Origin of the sequence: Pseudomonas japonica, assembly GCF_900188455.1 — a bacterium.
GTDB lineage: Bacteria > Pseudomonadota > Gammaproteobacteria > Pseudomonadales > Pseudomonadaceae > Aquipseudomonas > Aquipseudomonas japonica.
In genome coordinates, this window is sequence record NZ_FZOL01000024.1 from 49,165 (window position 1) to 63,578 (window position 14,414).

15 protein-coding genes and 1 tRNA gene are annotated in these 14,414 nt (G+C 64.3%); 11 read left to right on the forward strand and 5 right to left on the reverse strand.

Translation table 11 applies throughout. From position 1 onward, the window contains the following. Positions 1 to 64: 64 nt before the first annotated feature. From murI to hemA, 5 genes are read right to left on the reverse strand one after another with little or no spacing between them, the layout of a single operon-like run. Complete coding sequence (murI, locus tag CHB99_RS24065) at positions 65 to 865, reverse strand: glutamate racemase (protein ID WP_042127131.1); 801 nt, start codon at positions 863 to 865, stop codon at positions 65 to 67. Then, positions 858 to 1,613, reverse strand: a complete 756-nt coding sequence (locus CHB99_RS24070) for a molybdopterin-synthase adenylyltransferase MoeB (RefSeq protein WP_042127132.1) — start codon at positions 1,611 to 1,613, stop codon at positions 858 to 860. Before CHB99_RS24070 ends, murI begins: the two co-directional genes overlap by 8 nt. Further along, positions 1,607 to 2,437: a peptide chain release factor N(5)-glutamine methyltransferase gene (prmC, locus tag CHB99_RS24075; protein ID WP_042127135.1), complete on the reverse strand. Its 831-nt coding sequence runs from the start codon at positions 2,435 to 2,437 to the stop codon at positions 1,607 to 1,609. The genes CHB99_RS24070 and prmC overlap by 7 nt, the downstream gene beginning before the upstream one ends. Further along, positions 2,438 to 3,520, reverse strand: coding sequence for a peptide chain release factor 1 (gene prfA, locus CHB99_RS24080; RefSeq protein WP_042127137.1), 1,083 nt, complete (start codon positions 3,518 to 3,520; stop codon positions 2,438 to 2,440). Then, on the reverse strand, positions 3,517 to 4,794 hold the full coding sequence (gene hemA, locus CHB99_RS24085; RefSeq protein ID WP_042127139.1) for a glutamyl-tRNA reductase: 1,278 nt from the start codon (positions 4,792 to 4,794) through the stop codon (positions 3,517 to 3,519). The genes prfA and hemA overlap by 4 nt, the downstream gene beginning before the upstream one ends. Before the next feature lie 177 nt (positions 4,795 to 4,971). On the opposite strand from hemA, the gene CHB99_RS24090 reads away from it, so the two are divergent. The 11 genes from CHB99_RS24090 (at position 4,972) to CHB99_RS24135 (ending at position 14,362) form a co-directional block, all read left to right on the forward strand. Next, a complete protein-coding gene (locus CHB99_RS24090; RefSeq protein ID WP_042127141.1) occupies positions 4,972 to 6,705 on the forward strand; it encodes a tetratricopeptide repeat protein in 1,734 nt (577 codons plus the stop codon). Positions 6,706 to 6,709: 4 nt separating this feature from the next. After that, positions 6,710 to 7,327 (forward strand): lipoprotein insertase outer membrane protein LolB, encoded by a 618-nt coding sequence (gene lolB / locus CHB99_RS24095; protein WP_042127143.1) that lies wholly within the window; start codon positions 6,710 to 6,712, stop codon positions 7,325 to 7,327. A gap of 1 nt (position 7,328) precedes the next feature. After that, the gene (gene ispE, locus CHB99_RS24100) at positions 7,329 to 8,177 is read left to right on the forward strand and encodes a 4-(cytidine 5'-diphospho)-2-C-methyl-D-erythritol kinase (protein ID WP_042127145.1); all 849 of its coding nucleotides are present in this window, start codon (positions 7,329 to 7,331) and stop codon (positions 8,175 to 8,177) included. 34 nt (positions 8,178 to 8,211) lie between these two features. After that, positions 8,212 to 8,286: transfer RNA gene (locus tag CHB99_RS24105), tRNA-Gln, on the forward strand. Positions 8,287 to 8,334: 48 nt separating this feature from the next. Next, positions 8,335 to 9,276 carry a ribose-phosphate pyrophosphokinase gene (locus CHB99_RS24110; protein WP_009405962.1) on the forward strand — a complete coding sequence of 314 codons (942 nt, stop codon included), beginning with the start codon at positions 8,335 to 8,337 and terminating at the stop codon, positions 9,274 to 9,276. Positions 9,277 to 9,414: 138 nt separating this feature from the next. Further along, positions 9,415 to 10,008, forward strand: coding sequence for a 50S ribosomal protein L25/general stress protein Ctc (locus CHB99_RS24115; protein ID WP_042127147.1), 594 nt, complete (start codon positions 9,415 to 9,417; stop codon positions 10,006 to 10,008). A 76-nt stretch (positions 10,009 to 10,084) separates the two neighbouring features. Continuing rightward, positions 10,085 to 10,669 carry an aminoacyl-tRNA hydrolase gene (gene pth, locus CHB99_RS24120; RefSeq protein ID WP_009405966.1) on the forward strand — a complete coding sequence of 195 codons (585 nt, stop codon included), beginning with the start codon at positions 10,085 to 10,087 and terminating at the stop codon, positions 10,667 to 10,669. A gap of 21 nt (positions 10,670 to 10,690) precedes the next feature. After that, a complete protein-coding gene (ychF, locus tag CHB99_RS24125; protein WP_042127150.1) occupies positions 10,691 to 11,791 on the forward strand; it encodes a redox-regulated ATPase YchF in 1,101 nt (366 codons plus the stop codon). A gap of 148 nt (positions 11,792 to 11,939) precedes the next feature. Then, a complete protein-coding gene (locus CHB99_RS30385) occupies positions 11,940 to 12,062 on the forward strand; it encodes a hypothetical protein (RefSeq protein ID WP_281177165.1) in 123 nt (40 codons plus the stop codon). Positions 12,063 to 12,194: 132 nt separating this feature from the next. Continuing rightward, a complete protein-coding gene (locus tag CHB99_RS24130; RefSeq protein ID WP_042127152.1) occupies positions 12,195 to 13,232 on the forward strand; it encodes a helix-turn-helix transcriptional regulator in 1,038 nt (345 codons plus the stop codon). Positions 13,233 to 13,261: 29 nt separating this feature from the next. Beyond that, positions 13,262 to 14,362 carry a hypothetical protein gene (locus tag CHB99_RS24135; RefSeq protein ID WP_042127154.1) on the forward strand — a complete coding sequence of 367 codons (1,101 nt, stop codon included), beginning with the start codon at positions 13,262 to 13,264 and terminating at the stop codon, positions 14,360 to 14,362. The last annotated feature ends 52 nt before the right edge of the window (positions 14,363 to 14,414 follow it).

A 14,414-nucleotide genomic window follows, 5' to 3' on the forward strand; every position in this document is an offset into this window, starting at 1 on the left:
GTAGAAATCAGCGCTTACAAAGGAGTTCAGTGGCATTTCGACACTTTGTAAAAATCTTGTCGACTTACCGAGTGAAGCTTTGCACAGCGTCGGATTTCTTCCACAGCAAAGGCAGGATGTTTCTCAAATGATCGGGGTCAGCGCTGGTCCAGAATTGCGTCGGCCGTGCCGGCCCGCTGGCCAGCAGGTTGCGCTCGGCGAGCAGGCGCTGCAGCTGACGGGCTACCGCGGCGCCGGTGTCGATGATCGCCACGGAGGCCGGGACCATTCGACTCAGCAGCGGGCGCAGGAAGGGATAGTGGGTGCAGCCAAGGATGATGGTGTCGCAACCCGCGGCGAGCAGGGGCTCGACATAGCCCTGTAGCAACCGTTGCAGGACCGGGCTGTTCAGGTCGCCGGCCTCGATCAGTTCCACCAGGCCGGGACATGGCTGGGTCACCACCCGTACATCGCTGGCGAAGCGATCGAGCAGCGCGGCGAACTTGGCGCTCTGCAGGGTACCGGTGGTGGCGAGGACCCCCACTACCCCGCTGCGGGTCGCCGCGGCAGCCGGTTTCACCGCCGGTTCCATCCCCACCAGGGGCCACTGCGCAAAGCGCTCGCGCAGGTCGGCGGCGGCGGCCACGGTGGCGGTATTGCAGGCCAGGACCACGGCCTTGACGCCCTGTTCCTGGAAAAACTCGGCCACGCTGCGGCAGCGCTGGCGAATGAACTCGGGAGACTTCTCGCCATAGGGAATGTTGCCGCAGTCCGCCACGTAGAGCAGCGACTCGTCAGGCAGCAGGCGGGCGATCTCGGCCAGCACCGACAGACCGCCGACGCCGGAATCGAACACGCCTACCGGCGCCGCCGCGGCGTCAGCCATGAGTGCTCCCGCACACGGCGCAGGCCGGATCGCGCTTGACCCGCAGCTCGCGGAAGCGCGTACCCAGCGCATCCACCAGAAGCAGGCGCCCCACCAGCGGCTCGCCGAAGCCGGCCAGCAGCTTCAGCGCTTCCAGCGCCTGCAGGCTGCCGACCAGGCCCACCAGCGGGCCGACCACGCCGGCCTCGCTGCAGGTCAGTTCGGCGTCGCTGCCGTGACCATACAGGCAGTGGTAGCACGGGCTCTCCGGGCGGCGCGGGTCGAACACCGACAACTGCCCTTCCAGGCGAATCGCCGCGCCACTGACCAAGGGCTTGCCAGCCTTGACGCAGGCGGCATTGACCGCCTCGCGGGTGGCGAAATTGTCCGAGCAGTCCAGCACCAGATCGACAGCGGCCACCGCGGCGGCGAGGGAATCCTCGTCCAGCGCCTGGCGGTGGGCGACCAGCTCGATGTCCGGGTTCAGCCCACGCAAGCGCACCAGCGCCGAATCCACCTTGGACTGGCCGACCGCGGCGACGTCATGAATGATCTGCCGTTGCAGGTTGGTCAGGTCGACCGTGTCGAAGTCCGCCAGGTGCAGGCTGCCAACCCCCGCCGCCGCCAGGTAGAGAGCCACCGGCGAGCCGAGGCCGCCAAGGCCGACGATCAGGGCGCTGGCGCTCTTCAGGCGCAACTGGCCGTCGATATCGATCTGCGCCAGCAGAATCTGCCGGCTGTACCGCAGCAGTTCTTCGTCGCTCAGCACGGCAGGCGCCCCAGGGTAATGCGCTCGTGAGCGTTCAGGTCGAGGTGGCTTTCGATCTGCTCGAAGCCGTGTCGGGCCAGCAGTTCACGCACCGCGGCAGCCTGGTCGAAGCCATGCTCCAGCAGCAGCCAGCCGCCCGCGACCAGATGCGCCGGGGCCTCGGCGATGATCAGGCGCAGGTCGTCCAGACCGTCCTGCCCGGCGACCAGGGCGCTGCTCGGCTCGAAACGCACGTCGCCCGCGACCAGGTGCGGGTCCGCGGCGGCGATATAGGGCGGGTTGCTGATGATCAGTTCGAAGCGCTGCCCAGCCAAGGCACTGAACCAGTGGCTGGCGAGCACGCTGACGTTGTCCAGTTGCAGGCGCTGGCGGTTGCGCTCGGCCAGGGCCACGGCCTCCTCGACGCGATCCACCGCGGTCACCTGCCACTGTCGGCGCTCGCTGGCCAGGGCCAGGGCGATGGCACCGGTGCCAGTGCCGAGATCGAGGACCCGGGCCGGGTCGCCCGGCTGCAGGCGCATGGCGGTTTCCACCAGCAACTCGGTTTCCGGACGCGGGATCAGGGTGTGCGGAGCGACCTCCAGGTCCAGGTTCCAGAAACCCTGCTGCCCGAGGATGTAGGCCACCGGCTCGCCGGCGCGGCGGCGTTGCAGATAGTCGGCGAAGGTCTGCGCCGCCTCGCTGGAGACGATGCGCTCCGGCCAGGTGTGCAGGTAGCTGCGGGTCTTGCCGATGGCGGCGGCCAGGAGCAGTTCGATGTCCAGACGCGCGGTGGGCGAGTCGGGAAGCTCCGCGCCGCGGAGCAGGCTGGCGATGATGGTCATTTAGTCACCCAAAGCGGCCAGTTGGTCGGCCTGGTATTCCGCCAGCAGCGGTTCGATCACGGCGTCCACGCCACCCGCCAGCACGTCGTCCAGCGAGTACAGGGTCAGGTTGATGCGGTGGTCGGTGACCCGGCCCTGTGGATAGTTGTAGGTACGGATGCGCTCGGAACGGTCGCCCGAGCCCACCTGCAGCTTGCGTTCCGAGGCCATGGCGCTCTGCGCGGCGCTGGTCTGCATGTCGTTGAGCTTGGCCGACAGCCAGGACATCGCTCGCGCACGGTTCTTGTGCTGCGAGCGCTCTTCCTGGCACTCCACCACGATGCCGGTGGGCAAGTGGGTGATGCGGATCGCCGAATCGGTCTTGTTCACGTGCTGACCGCCGGCGCCGGAAGCCCGGTAGGTATCGACGCGCAGGTCGGCCGGATTGATCTCGATGGCGACCTGTTCGTCCGGCTCCGGCAGCACCGCCACGGTGCACGCGGAGGTGTGGATGCGGCCCTGGGACTCGGTCTCGGGAACGCGCTGCACGCGGTGCGCGCCGGACTCGAACTTGAGCTTGCCGTAGACGCTGTCGCCCTCGACCCGGGCGATGATCTCCTTGTAGCCGCCGTGCTCGCCCTCGTTTTCCGAGAGGATTTCCAGGCGCCAGCCGCGCCGCTCGGCGTAGCGCGAGTACATGCGGAACAGGTCGCCGGAGAAGATCGCCGCCTCGTCACCGCCGGTACCGGCGCGGATTTCCAGGAACACGTTGCGCCCGTCGTTGGGGTCCTTGGGCAAGAGCATGCGTTGCAGCTGCTTTTCCAGCTCCTGCAACTGCTCCTTGGCTTCGCGCACTTCTTCCACGGCCATCTCGCGCAGATCGGGATCGCTGTCCTTGAGCAGGGCCTGGGCCCCCTCCAGATCGTCCTGCAGCTTGCGCCACTGCATATAGCCGGCAGCCACCGGTTCGACTTCGGCGTATTCGCGGGAATAGGCGCGGAAACGGGTCTGGTCGGAAATGACTTCGGCATCGCCGAGCAGGGCGGTCAGTTCCTCGAAGCGGTCCTGGAGTATGTCCAGTTTGTTCAGCAGTGACGCTTTCATTGCGGGGTTTTATCCGTCGGGCCCTCGTTGAGGGCGAAGAGTTCCTGGGCCATGGCCAGCGCATCGACGCGGCCTTCGGCGGAGAGCTTTTTCAATTGCACGCTGGGTGCATGCAGCAGCTTGTTGGTCAGGCCCCGGGCCAGTTGCACCAGCACGTCCTCGGCGCTGGCGCCGTTGGCCAGCAGGCGCTGGGCCTTCTGCAGTTCTTCGTCGCGCACGCGTTCGCTCTGCTGGCGGTAGGCCTTGAGTACATCCACCGCGGCCAGCTCGCGCAGGCGCGACATGAAATCCTCGGCGCCGACGGTGACCAGTTCCTCCGCGGCCTGGGCGGCACCCTGGCGGCTCTTGAGGTTTTCCGCGACGACATCGTGCAGGTCATCGACGGTATACAGGTAGACGTCGTCCAGTTCGCCGACTTGCGGCTCGATGTCCCGCGGCACGGCGATGTCGACCATGAAGATCGGTTTGTGCCGGCGCAGCTTCAGCGCGCTTTCCACTGCGCCCTTGCCGAGGATCGGCAACTGGCTGGCAGTGGAACTGATGACGATGTCGCTGTTGACCAGCTCCTGCGGGATGTCCGCCAGCAGCACCGCGTGGGCGCCGAACTGTTCGGCCAGGGTGCTGGCGCGCTCCAGGGTGCGGTTGGCCACGACGATGCGGCGCACGCCCTGCTCATGCAGGTGGCGGGCGACCAGGGTGATGGTCTCGCCGGCGCCGATCAGCAGCGCCTGGCTGCGCCCCAGATCACTGAAGATCTGTTTGGCCAGGCTCACCGCGGCGAAGGCCACCGACACCGGGTTCTCGCCGATGGCGGTATCGGTGCGCACCTGCTTGGCGGCGCTGAAGGTGGCCTGGAACAGGCGTCCGAGCAACGGGCCGATGGTCCCGGCCTCGCGCGCCACGGCATAGGCGGACTTCATCTGGCCGAGGATCTGCGGCTCGCCGAGCACCAGCGAATCGAGCCCGGAGGCGACCCGCATCATGTGCCGGACGGCGTCATGATCCTCATGGATATAGGCACTGGCACGCAGCTCGTCGATGCTCAACTGGTGATAGTCGGCCAGCCAGCGCAGCACGCTGTCCGCCGCCAGATGGTCCTGCTCGATGTACAGTTCACTGCGGTTGCAGGTCGAAAGGATCGCGGCTTCGCGGCTGGCGGTCAGTCGGCAGAGCTGCTGCAAGGCTTCGACCAGCTGCTCGGGGGTAAACGCCACGCGCTCGCGTACGTCTACCGAGGCAGTCTTATGGTTGATACCGAGGGCAAGAAAGGCCATTCAAGGTCGCTGATTGTGACGTGAAGCCGATAATTGTCCTACTTCGCTGGATCGAGAACAACCACCGCTCGCGATTGTCTCTATAGACTGTATCCACAATCCCCATCGCGAGTGGGTTTGCCATGACGCTTGTGTCATGATGGCCCGACCGCAGGTTAGCCGCTCAAAATCCTCATTATGAATAGATCTTCCGCGTTGCTTCTCGCTCTTGCCCTGCTCCAGGGCTGCCAGGTCCTGCCGGGCGCCGGGGAGGCCACGGCGCCCGCCGGGCAGCAGGCCGTGGCACCGGCAGCCGCGCCCGAGCCGACGGTCTATGGCTCGTTCAGCCAGGAAACCCTGTACAGCCTGCTGGTCGCCGAGCTGGCCGGGCAGCGCAACCGCTTCGACATCGCCCTGGACAACTACATGGCCCAGGCCGAGAAGACCCAGGACGCGGCAATCTCCGAGCGCGCCTTCCGCATCGCCGAATACCTCGGCGCCGACCAGTCGGCGCTGGACACCTCGCTGCTGTGGGCGAAGAACGACCCGGAAAACATCGACGCCCAGCGCGCCGCGGCCATCCAGCTGGCCCGCGCCGGACGCTATGACGACTCCATGAGCTATATGGAAAAGGTCCTGCAGGGCCAGGGCGACACCCACTTCGACTTCCTCGCCCTGTCCGCCGCGGAAACCGACCAGGACACCCGCGACGGCCTGCAGAAAAGCTTCGACCGTCTGCTGCAGAAGTACCCCGACAACAGCCAGCTGGTGTTCGGCAAGGCCCTGCTGCTGCAACAGGACGGCAAGTCCGAGCAGGCCCTGGCGCTGCTCGAAGCCCATCCGCCGAAGGACGACAGCGAAATCGCCCCGATCCTCCTGCGCGCACGTCTGCTGCAGAGCCTCGACCGCGGTTCCGAAGCCCTGCCGCTGCTGCGCAAGAGCATCGCGCGCAACCCCGACGACAAGCGCCTGCGCCTGACCTACGCGCGCATGCTGGTGGAGCAGGACCGGGTCGACGACGCCAAGGTCGAGTTCGCCAGCCTGCTCCAGCAGTACCCGGACGACGACGAACTGCGCTATTCCCTGGCCCTGGTCAGCCTCGAAGCCAAGGCCTGGGACGAGGCCGCCGGCTATCTGCGCGACCTGATCGAGCGCGACAGCCATGTCGATGCCGCCCACCTCAACCTCGGCCGCATCCGCGAAGAACGCAACGACCTCGAAGGCGCCCTGGCCGAATACGCCCAGGTCGGCCCGGGCAACGACTACCTGCCGGCGCAACTGCGCCAGGCCGATATCCTCATCGCCAACGGGCGCACCGACGAAGCCTTGCGCCGTCTCGACGAAGCCCGCGAAAGCCAGCCCGACTACGCCATCCAGCTGTACCTGATCGAGGCCGAGACCCTCGGCAACAACCAGAAGGAAGAGCAGGCCCTGCGTGTCCTGGAAAAAGCCATCAAGCAGTACCCGGACGACCTCAACCTGCTCTATACCCGGGCGATGCTCGCCGAGAAGCGCGACGATCTGTCGCAGATGGAAAAGGACCTGCGCAGCATCCTCGCCCGCGAGCCGGAAAACGCCATGGCTCTCAATGCCCTCGGCTACACCCTGGCCGACCGCACCACGCGCTACGGCGAAGCCAAGCAACTGATCGAGAAAGCCCACCTGCTCAGCCCGGAAGATCCCGCCGTGCTCGACAGCCTCGGCTGGGTCAACTATCGCCTGGGTAACCTCGACGAGGCCGAGCGCCTGCTGCGCCGTGCCCTGGAGCGCTTCCCCGATCACGAAGTCGCCGCGCACCTGGGCGAAGTGCTCTGGGCCAACGGCAAGCGCCGCGAGGCCCGCCAGGTCTGGGCCAAGGCCTTCGAAGCCCAACCCGACAGCCCCATCCTGCGCAAGACCGTCCTGCGCCTGACCGGATCCGAGACTCTCTAAGCCTATGTTCCTGCGCCACATCATCACCTTCAGCCTGATTGCCCTGCTCGCCGGTTGCGCCGGCTTCGGTTCCCGCGAAGCCGTCCAGGGCCAGGGCAGCCCGCAGTTGTGGAAGGCCCACAAGCAGCAGTTGAGCACCCTCGACGGCTGGCAGATCAACGGCAAGGTCGGCATCCGCGCGCCGAAGGACTCCGGCAGCGGCACGCTGTTCTGGCTGCAGCGCCAGGACTACTACGACATCCGCCTGTCCGGCCCGCTGGGTCGCGGCGCCGCGCGCCTGACCGGACGTCCGGGCCAGGTGGTGCTGGAAGTCGCCAACCAGGGCCGCTTCGAGGCACCGACCCCGGAAACCCTGCTGGCCGAACAACTGGGCTGGGAACTGCCGGTGTCGCACCTGGTCTGGTGGGTCCGCGGCCTGCCGGCTCCGGACAGCAAGAGCCGCCTGACCCTCGACAGCGACAGTCGCCTGGCCAGCCTGGAACAGGATGGCTGGCAGGTGGAATACACCCGCTACACCGAGCAGAACGGCTACTGGCTCCCGGAGCGAATCAAGATGCACGGCCAGGACCTGGACGTGACCGTGGTCCTCAAGGAATGGCAACCCCGCCAGCTGGGCCACTGACATGACCAGCAGACTGACCCTGCCGGCCCCGGCCAAGCTCAACCTGATGCTGCACATCCTCGGCCGCCGCGCCGACGGCTATCACGAGCTGCAGACCCTGTTCCAGTTCCTCGACCACGGCGACGAACTGAGCTTCGCCGCCCGCGAGGACGGTGAGATCCGCCTGGTCACCGAGATCCCCGGGGTGCCCCACGACAGCAACCTGATCGTCCGCGCCGCGCGCAAGCTGCAGCAACTGACCGGCACCACGCTGGGCGCCGACATCTGGCTGGACAAGGTACTGCCCATGGGCGGCGGCATCGGTGGCGGCAGCTCGGATGCCGCGACCACCCTGCTCGGCCTCGACCACCTGTGGAACACCCGCTGCGGCGAAGACCAACTGGCCGAACTGGGCCTGGGCCTGGGCGCCGACGTCCCGGTGTTCGTCCGCGGCCACGCCGCCTTCGCCGAAGGGGTCGGGGAAAAACTCACCCCGGTCGACCCGCACGAACCCTGGTACGTCGTGCTGGTTCCGCAAGTCTCTGTTAGTACGGCAGAAATTTTTTCGCATCCTTTGTTGACACGTAATTCAAAGCCCATTAAAGTGCGCCCCGTTCCCGAGGGAAACAGTCGAAATGACTGTCAAGCGGTAGTTGAGCAGAGTTACCCAGAAGTACGTAACTCATTGAATTTGTTAAACAAATTCACCAATGCAAGGCTCACCGGCACTGGAAGTTGTGTGTTTGGGGCCTTCCCAGACAAAGCCGAAGCTGATAGAGTTTTGGCCCTTCTTGCAGACTCCCAAACAGGGTTCGTGGCAAAGGGAAGCAACGTTTCGATGTTGCATCGCAAGTTACGAAGTCTGCGCTAGGAATCGAGTACCAGGTACTCGCAGCAACAGATACAGGGGCGTCGCCAAGCGGTAAGGCAGCAGGTTTTGATCCTGCCATGCGTTGGTTCGAATCCAGCCGCCCCTGCCATTTTCCTTATACTCATCCAGGTATACCCTCAGCCTTCAGGTACTGCGCGTGTCCAAGATGATGGTCTTTACGGGGAACGCCAACCCCGATCTGGCTCGGCGCGTCGTGCGTCAGCTGCATATCCCACTGGGTGATGTTTCTGTCGGCAAGTTCTCCGACGGCGAAATCAGCACTGAGATTAATGAAAACGTCCGCGGTAAGGACGTCTTTATCATTCAGCCGACTTGCGCGCCAACCAACGATAATCTGATGGAACTGGTAGTGATGGCCGATGCCTTCCGCCGCTCCTCAGCGTCCCGAATCACCGCCGTGATTCCTTATTTCGGATATGCCCGCCAGGACCGCCGTCCGCGTTCGGCGCGTGTTGCCATCAGCGCCAAAGTCGTCGCTGACATGCTCACCGTCGTGGGTATCGACCGTGTTCTCACCGTCGACCTGCACGCTGACCAGATCCAGGGTTTCTTCGATATTCCGGTAGATAACATCTACGGCTCCCCCGTTCTGGTGGATGACATCGAAGACCAGCGTTTCGAAAACCTGATGATCGTCTCCCCGGACATCGGTGGTGTCGTGCGTGCACGTGCCGTCGCCAAGTCCCTGGGTGTCGACCTGGGTATCATCGACAAACGCCGCGAGAAGGCCAATCACTCCGAAGTGATGCACATCATCGGCGACGTCGAAGGACGTACCTGCATTCTCGTCGACGACATGGTCGATACCGCCGGCACCCTGTGCCACGCGGCCAAGGCCCTGAAAGAACACGGCGCGGCCAAGGTTTACGCCTACTGCACGCACCCTGTACTCTCCGGTCGCGCGATCGAGAACATCGAGAATTCCGTGCTCGACGAGCTGGTGGTGACCAACACCATCCCGCTGTCCGCCGCCGCACAAGCCTGTGACCGTATCCGCCAGCTGGATATCGCACCGGTCGTCGCCGAAGCGGTTCGCCGCATCAGCAACGAAGAATCGATCAGCGCGATGTTCCGCTGAGGCGCAAGCCCGGCGAACCTCCGTTGACGTAAAGCGCCCCGCCCCAACACCTGTTGTTGGGGCGGGGCTTTTTTGCCCTCTCCGCTTCGGCATTGGTCGCAAATGCCACTCGGAGCTGGCTAATTTTGGAGATGCAAAATGACTGATTTCATCCTGAACGCCCAAGTGCGTACTGACCTGGGGAAAGGTGCGAGCCGCCGCCTGCGTCACGCCGCCAGCATCCCTGCCGTTGTCTACGGTGGTGACAAAGCTGCTGAATCCGTAACCATCCTGGCCAAGGAAATCACCAAGCTGTTCGAAAACGAAGCTGCCTTCAGCCACGTTATCGAACTGAGCGTCGACGGCGCCAAGCAGAACGTCGTGGTCAAGGCCATGCAGCGTCACCCTTCGAAAGGCACCATCCTGCACGCTGACTTCGTTCGCGTCGTAGCTGGCCAGAAACTGACCGCCGTTGTTCCGGTTCACTTCGTCAACGAAGAAGCTCCGGTCAAGAAAGGCGGCGAGATCTCCCACACCCTGAACGAGATCGAAGTTTCCTGCGAAGCCAAGGACCTGCCTGAGTTCATCGAAGTCGACCTGGCCAACGCCGAAGTCGGCACCATCATCCACCTGTCGGACCTGAAAGCTCCGAAAGGCGTAGAGTTCGTCGCTCTGGCCCACGGTGATGACAAGGCTGTTGCCAACGTTCACGCTCCGCGCGTTGCTCCAGAAGCAGAAGGCGCTGCCGAGTAATCTACTCGGTTCGCCGGTGTTGCCCGGGTGGCGGTGATCACGCCGCCACCCCCAACTCCAAGGAAGAGCCCCTGACGTGACCGCCATCCAGTTGATCGTCGGCCTGGGAAATCCCGGCCCCGAATACGAACAGACCCGGCATAACGCAGGGGCTCTTTTCGTTGAACGCATCGCCAGCGCCCAGCGTGTCAACCTGACCGCTGACCGCAAGTATTTCGGCCTGACGGCAAAATTCAGCCATCAGGGCCATGACGTTCGTCTGCTGATCCCCACCACCTACATGAATCGCAGCGGCCAGTCCGTTGCCGCTCTGGCCAATTTCTTCCGAATCGAGCCGGATGCCATCCTGGTGGCCCACGACGAACTCGACCTGCCTCCCGGCGTCGCCAAGCTCAAGAAAGGCGGCGGCCACGGCGGGCACAACGGCCTGCGCGACATCATCGCGCAGCTCGGCAACAAGAACGACTTTCACCGTCTGCGGCTTGGCATCGGCCACCCGGGTGACGCCAAGCTGGTGTCCAACTTCGTCCTCGGCAAGGCGCCGCGCGCCGAGCAGGACAAACTCGACGCCAGCATCGATTTTGCCCTCGGCGTGCTGCCGGACATCCTCGCCGGCGAATGGGCGCGTGCGATGAGAGAGCTGCACAGCCAGAAGGCCTGACTTCACGAAGAGGGATTCACCATGGGATTCAATTGCGGCATCGTCGGCCTGCCCAACGTCGGCAAGTCCACCCTGTTCAACGCCTTGACCAAATCCGGCATCGCGGCGGAGAACTTCCCCTTCTGCACCATCGAGCCGAACAGCGGCATCGTGCCGATGCCGGACGCCCGCCTGGACGCCCTGGCGGCCATCGTCAAGCCGCAGCGCATCCTGCCGACCACCATGGAATTCGTCGATATCGCCGGCCTGGTGGCGGGCGCGTCCAAGGGTGAAGGCCTGGGCAACAAGTTCCTCGCCAACATCCGCGAGACCGATGCCATCGCCCACGTCGTGCGCTGCTTCGAAGACGAGAACGTGATTCACGTTTCCAACAGCGTCGATCCCAAGCGCGACATCGAGATCATCGACCTGGAACTGATCTTTGCCGACCTCGACAGCTGCGAGAAGCAGTTGCAGAAGGTCGCGCGCAACGCCAAGGGCGGCGACAAGGATGCCCTGGCGCAGAAAGCCATCCTGGAAAAACTGATCCCGCACTTCACCGAAGGCAAGCCGGCGCGCAGCCTGATGAAGAACATGGGTGACGACGAGAAGGCCGTGATCCGCGGCTTCCACCTGCTGACCAGCAAGCCGGTGATGTACATCGCCAACGTCGCCGAAGACGGCTTCGAGGACAACCCGCACCTGGACGTGGTCCGCGCCATTGCCGAAGAAGAAGGCGCGGTGGTAGTGCCGGTGTGCAACAAGATCGAGGCGGAAATCGCCGAGCTCGACGACGGCGAAGAGAAGGACATGTTCCTTGAGGCCCTGGGCCTGGAAGAGCCTGGCCTGAACCGGGTGATCCGCGCCGGCTACGCCCTGCTCAACCTGCAGACCTACTTCACTGCCGGCGTGCAGGAAGTTCGCGCCTGGACCGTCCGCGTCGGCGCTACCGCGCCACAGGCCGCCGGCGTGATCCACACCGACTTCGAGAAAGGCTTCATCCGCGCCGAAGTGGTCGCCTATGACGACTTCATCCAGTACAAGGGCGAAGGCGGTGCCAAGGAAGCCGGCAAATGGCGCCTGGAAGGCAAGGACTACATCGTCAAGGACGGCGACGTGATGCACTTCCGCTTCAACGTCTGACCCGACTCCACCGCCATGAAAAAGCCGCGCTCTTGCGCGGCTTTTTCATTTCCGCTGTCCGGATTGTTTTCCGCGCAACACCACCCCACGCGACACAACCTGTCGCCCTCCTGGCCGAAGATAGCCGAAAGACCAGGAGGAGCATTCCATGAAGAACGTATTGGCCGTCATCGGCCTGGCCGTGGTGCTGAAGAAAGGCTACGAGCTGTACTGCGAATACAGCGAGATGAAACGCGAGCTGGAAACCCGCAAGCCGGCCACGCCGTCCTGAGTTTGCCAGGCCTGTCGACATTGGTCGCAGGCCCGCGCACAAAAATAGCAAAGCGCCATTATTCTCGGTAGCATCCGGGCTACGTGGCGCCAGGTATTCAACTCACTGGCGGTTAAAACAAGGTCGTCCTCCATGTCACAAGCGAAGGATACGCTGCTCAGGCTATTTGCCTTGCTGCGCCTCATTCCCACCGAACCTCATCGCATCGCGACCACAACGCTGCTGGAAAAACTGCGCGAACGTGGCTTTTCCGTCACCCTGAGATCGATCCAGCGTGACCTCAATCGTCTGTCGATGCCCTTCTCGCTCGTCTGCGATGCCAGCGAGGCACCATTTCGCTGGAGCTTCACCCGCGATGCACCGCTGGACCTGGAGGACATGGACGCCCCCACCGCGCTGGCGCTTTTCCTCTCGGAAAACCACCTCAATACCCTGCTGCCACAGACCGTCCTCGATCAGTTCGGCCCGCAGTTTCGTCGCGCCCGCAATTTTCTCGGCGGTCTTGGCGGCAACGAGCTGGCAGGCTGGGCCAGGCGGGTGCGCACCCTGCCCTACGGCAAAACCCTGATCCCGGCGCCCGTCAGCGCGCAGACCTGGGCCGAGGTGTCCACCGGGCTGCTGGAACGCAAACTGCTCGACGTCGCCTACATGAGTCGCAGCAAAGGCGAGCTCAAGCGCCTGCGCATACACCCCGCCGGCATGGTGTCGCGCCATGCCGTCAGCTACCTGGTCGGCTCCGTCGACGGCTATGGCGACCTGCGCCAGTTCGCCCTGCACCGTATCGAGGAAGTGCGCGTGCTGGACCAACCCAGCCTGGAGCATCAGGACTTCGATGTGGACGCCTACATTTCCAGCGGCGCGTTCAGCCACCGTGAGGCCGAGGCCCAGGTCGAACTGATCGCCGACGTACGCCCGCAGATCGCGGTGCTGCTCAGTGAAACACCGCTGAGCCAGCAACAGACCTTGAGCGAGGGCGAGGAAGAAGGCTGGAAACGCCTGCACGCCACCGTGCCACTGGACCGGGAAACCCTCTGGTGGATCTTCGCCCTGAACGAAAACATTCGCCTGCACGCGCCAGCGGTGTGGGTGGACGAAATTCGCGGGCGCCTGAATTCGATGCAGGCGCTTTACCAGGACACGCCTGCCTCACCTCAAGCACAACCTGCCTGAACCCAACGAACCCCGAAAAGGATCTTGCCATGCCACTTCCTCTCATCCTCGGCGCCGCAGCGCTGGTCACTGCCGCCTACGGCGCCAAGAAGGGCTACGACGGCTATCAGAAGCATTCGGAAGCCGACGATATCGTCAACGCCGCCAAGCAGCGCTATGACAGCAACCGCAAAACCTTCGACACGCAGGAAAGGAACACCGTCCTGGCCCTCGAGGCGCTGGGCCAGGAAGAGCTGAGGATCGGGCAGAACTTCAACGACTTCAAAAACCTCGCCGACAAGCTGCTGGAGAAAATGAACGCGGGTCGCCAGGACAAACTGGAACTCAACATTCCCAAGCACAAGCTCAAGCGCGTCGAGAACTACAGCTACACCGCCATCGGTGTGCTGGGCGCCGCCGCCGGAGCCGGCGCCGCGGGCGCGGCCGCAGGGTTCGCGGTGTACGGCGGGGTCATGGCCCTGGGCGCGGCGTCCACCGGCACCGCCATCTCGTCGCTGGCCGGTGTCGCGGCGACCAACGCCACCCTGGCCGCCATCGGTGGCGGTTCGCTCGCCACCGGCGGCCTGGGCATGGCGGGCGGCACCGCGATCCTCGGCGCCGCCGTGGCCGGCCCGGTGCTGGCCATCGCGGGCTGGGCCTACGACAGCCATGGCGAGGAAGCCCTGAAGAACGCCAACAAGGCCAGCCAGGAAGCCGACAACGCGGTGAGCAAACTGGAACAGGCCCGCAAGCAGCTGAGCCAGGCGGAAGACTATGCCTTCGACATCAACGATGTGCTGAAGTCGGTGTACGGCCAGTTCGACAAGTACTTCGAACACCTGAAGTACCTCGACCGCCATATCGAGGAAGTGCGCAGCCGTCGCCTCGACCCGCAGGTGGAAATGGCCAAGTTCAGCGACACCATCCTGCAGTTGATCGACAACGGCTACGCCCTGGCCGCGATCCTCGTCGACCTGATCACCACCCCGCTGTTCAAGCTCAAGGAAGTCAACGGCGAGGTGGTCAAGGACAAGAACAACGTCCCGGTCATGGCCACCGATGCCGATGGCTCGATGATCCTCAACGCCGTCGCCCTGGACCAGCAGCTCGCCGAAACCCGGACCAAGGCCGCCGCCATCAATCCGGCCTGACCCGCGCGGGGCCGCGAGGCCCCGTCTCCCCGCTCGCTCCATTCATTCGTCA

What these genes read in the sequence shown, in the direction of transcription:
- murI (WP_042127131.1), bottom strand. Translation starts at nt 865, where the DNA reads ATGGCTGACGCCGCGGCGGCGCCGGTAGGCGTGTTCGATTCCGGCGTC.
- prmC (WP_042127135.1), bottom strand. Translation starts at nt 2,437, where the DNA reads ATGACCATCATCGCCAGCCTGCTCCGCGGCGCGGAGCTTCCCGACTCG.
- prfA (WP_042127137.1), bottom strand. Translation starts at nt 3,520, where the DNA reads ATGAAAGCGTCACTGCTGAACAAACTGGACATACTCCAGGACCGCTTC.
- hemA (WP_042127139.1), bottom strand. Translation starts at nt 4,794, where the DNA reads ATGGCCTTTCTTGCCCTCGGTATCAACCATAAGACTGCCTCGGTAGAC.
- CHB99_RS24090 (WP_042127141.1), top strand. Translation starts at nt 4,972, where the DNA reads ATGAATAGATCTTCCGCGTTGCTTCTCGCTCTTGCCCTGCTCCAGGGC.
- lolB (WP_042127143.1), top strand. Translation starts at nt 6,710, where the DNA reads ATGTTCCTGCGCCACATCATCACCTTCAGCCTGATTGCCCTGCTCGCC.
- ispE (WP_042127145.1), top strand. Translation starts at nt 7,329, where the DNA reads ATGACCAGCAGACTGACCCTGCCGGCCCCGGCCAAGCTCAACCTGATG.
- CHB99_RS24115 (WP_042127147.1), top strand. Translation starts at nt 9,415, where the DNA reads ATGACTGATTTCATCCTGAACGCCCAAGTGCGTACTGACCTGGGGAAA.
- ychF (WP_042127150.1), top strand. Translation starts at nt 10,691, where the DNA reads ATGGGATTCAATTGCGGCATCGTCGGCCTGCCCAACGTCGGCAAGTCC.
- CHB99_RS30385 (WP_281177165.1), top strand. Translation starts at nt 11,940, where the DNA reads ATGAAGAACGTATTGGCCGTCATCGGCCTGGCCGTGGTGCTGAAGAAA.
- CHB99_RS24130 (WP_042127152.1), top strand. Translation starts at nt 12,195, where the DNA reads ATGTCACAAGCGAAGGATACGCTGCTCAGGCTATTTGCCTTGCTGCGC.
- CHB99_RS24135 (WP_042127154.1), top strand. Translation starts at nt 13,262, where the DNA reads ATGCCACTTCCTCTCATCCTCGGCGCCGCAGCGCTGGTCACTGCCGCC.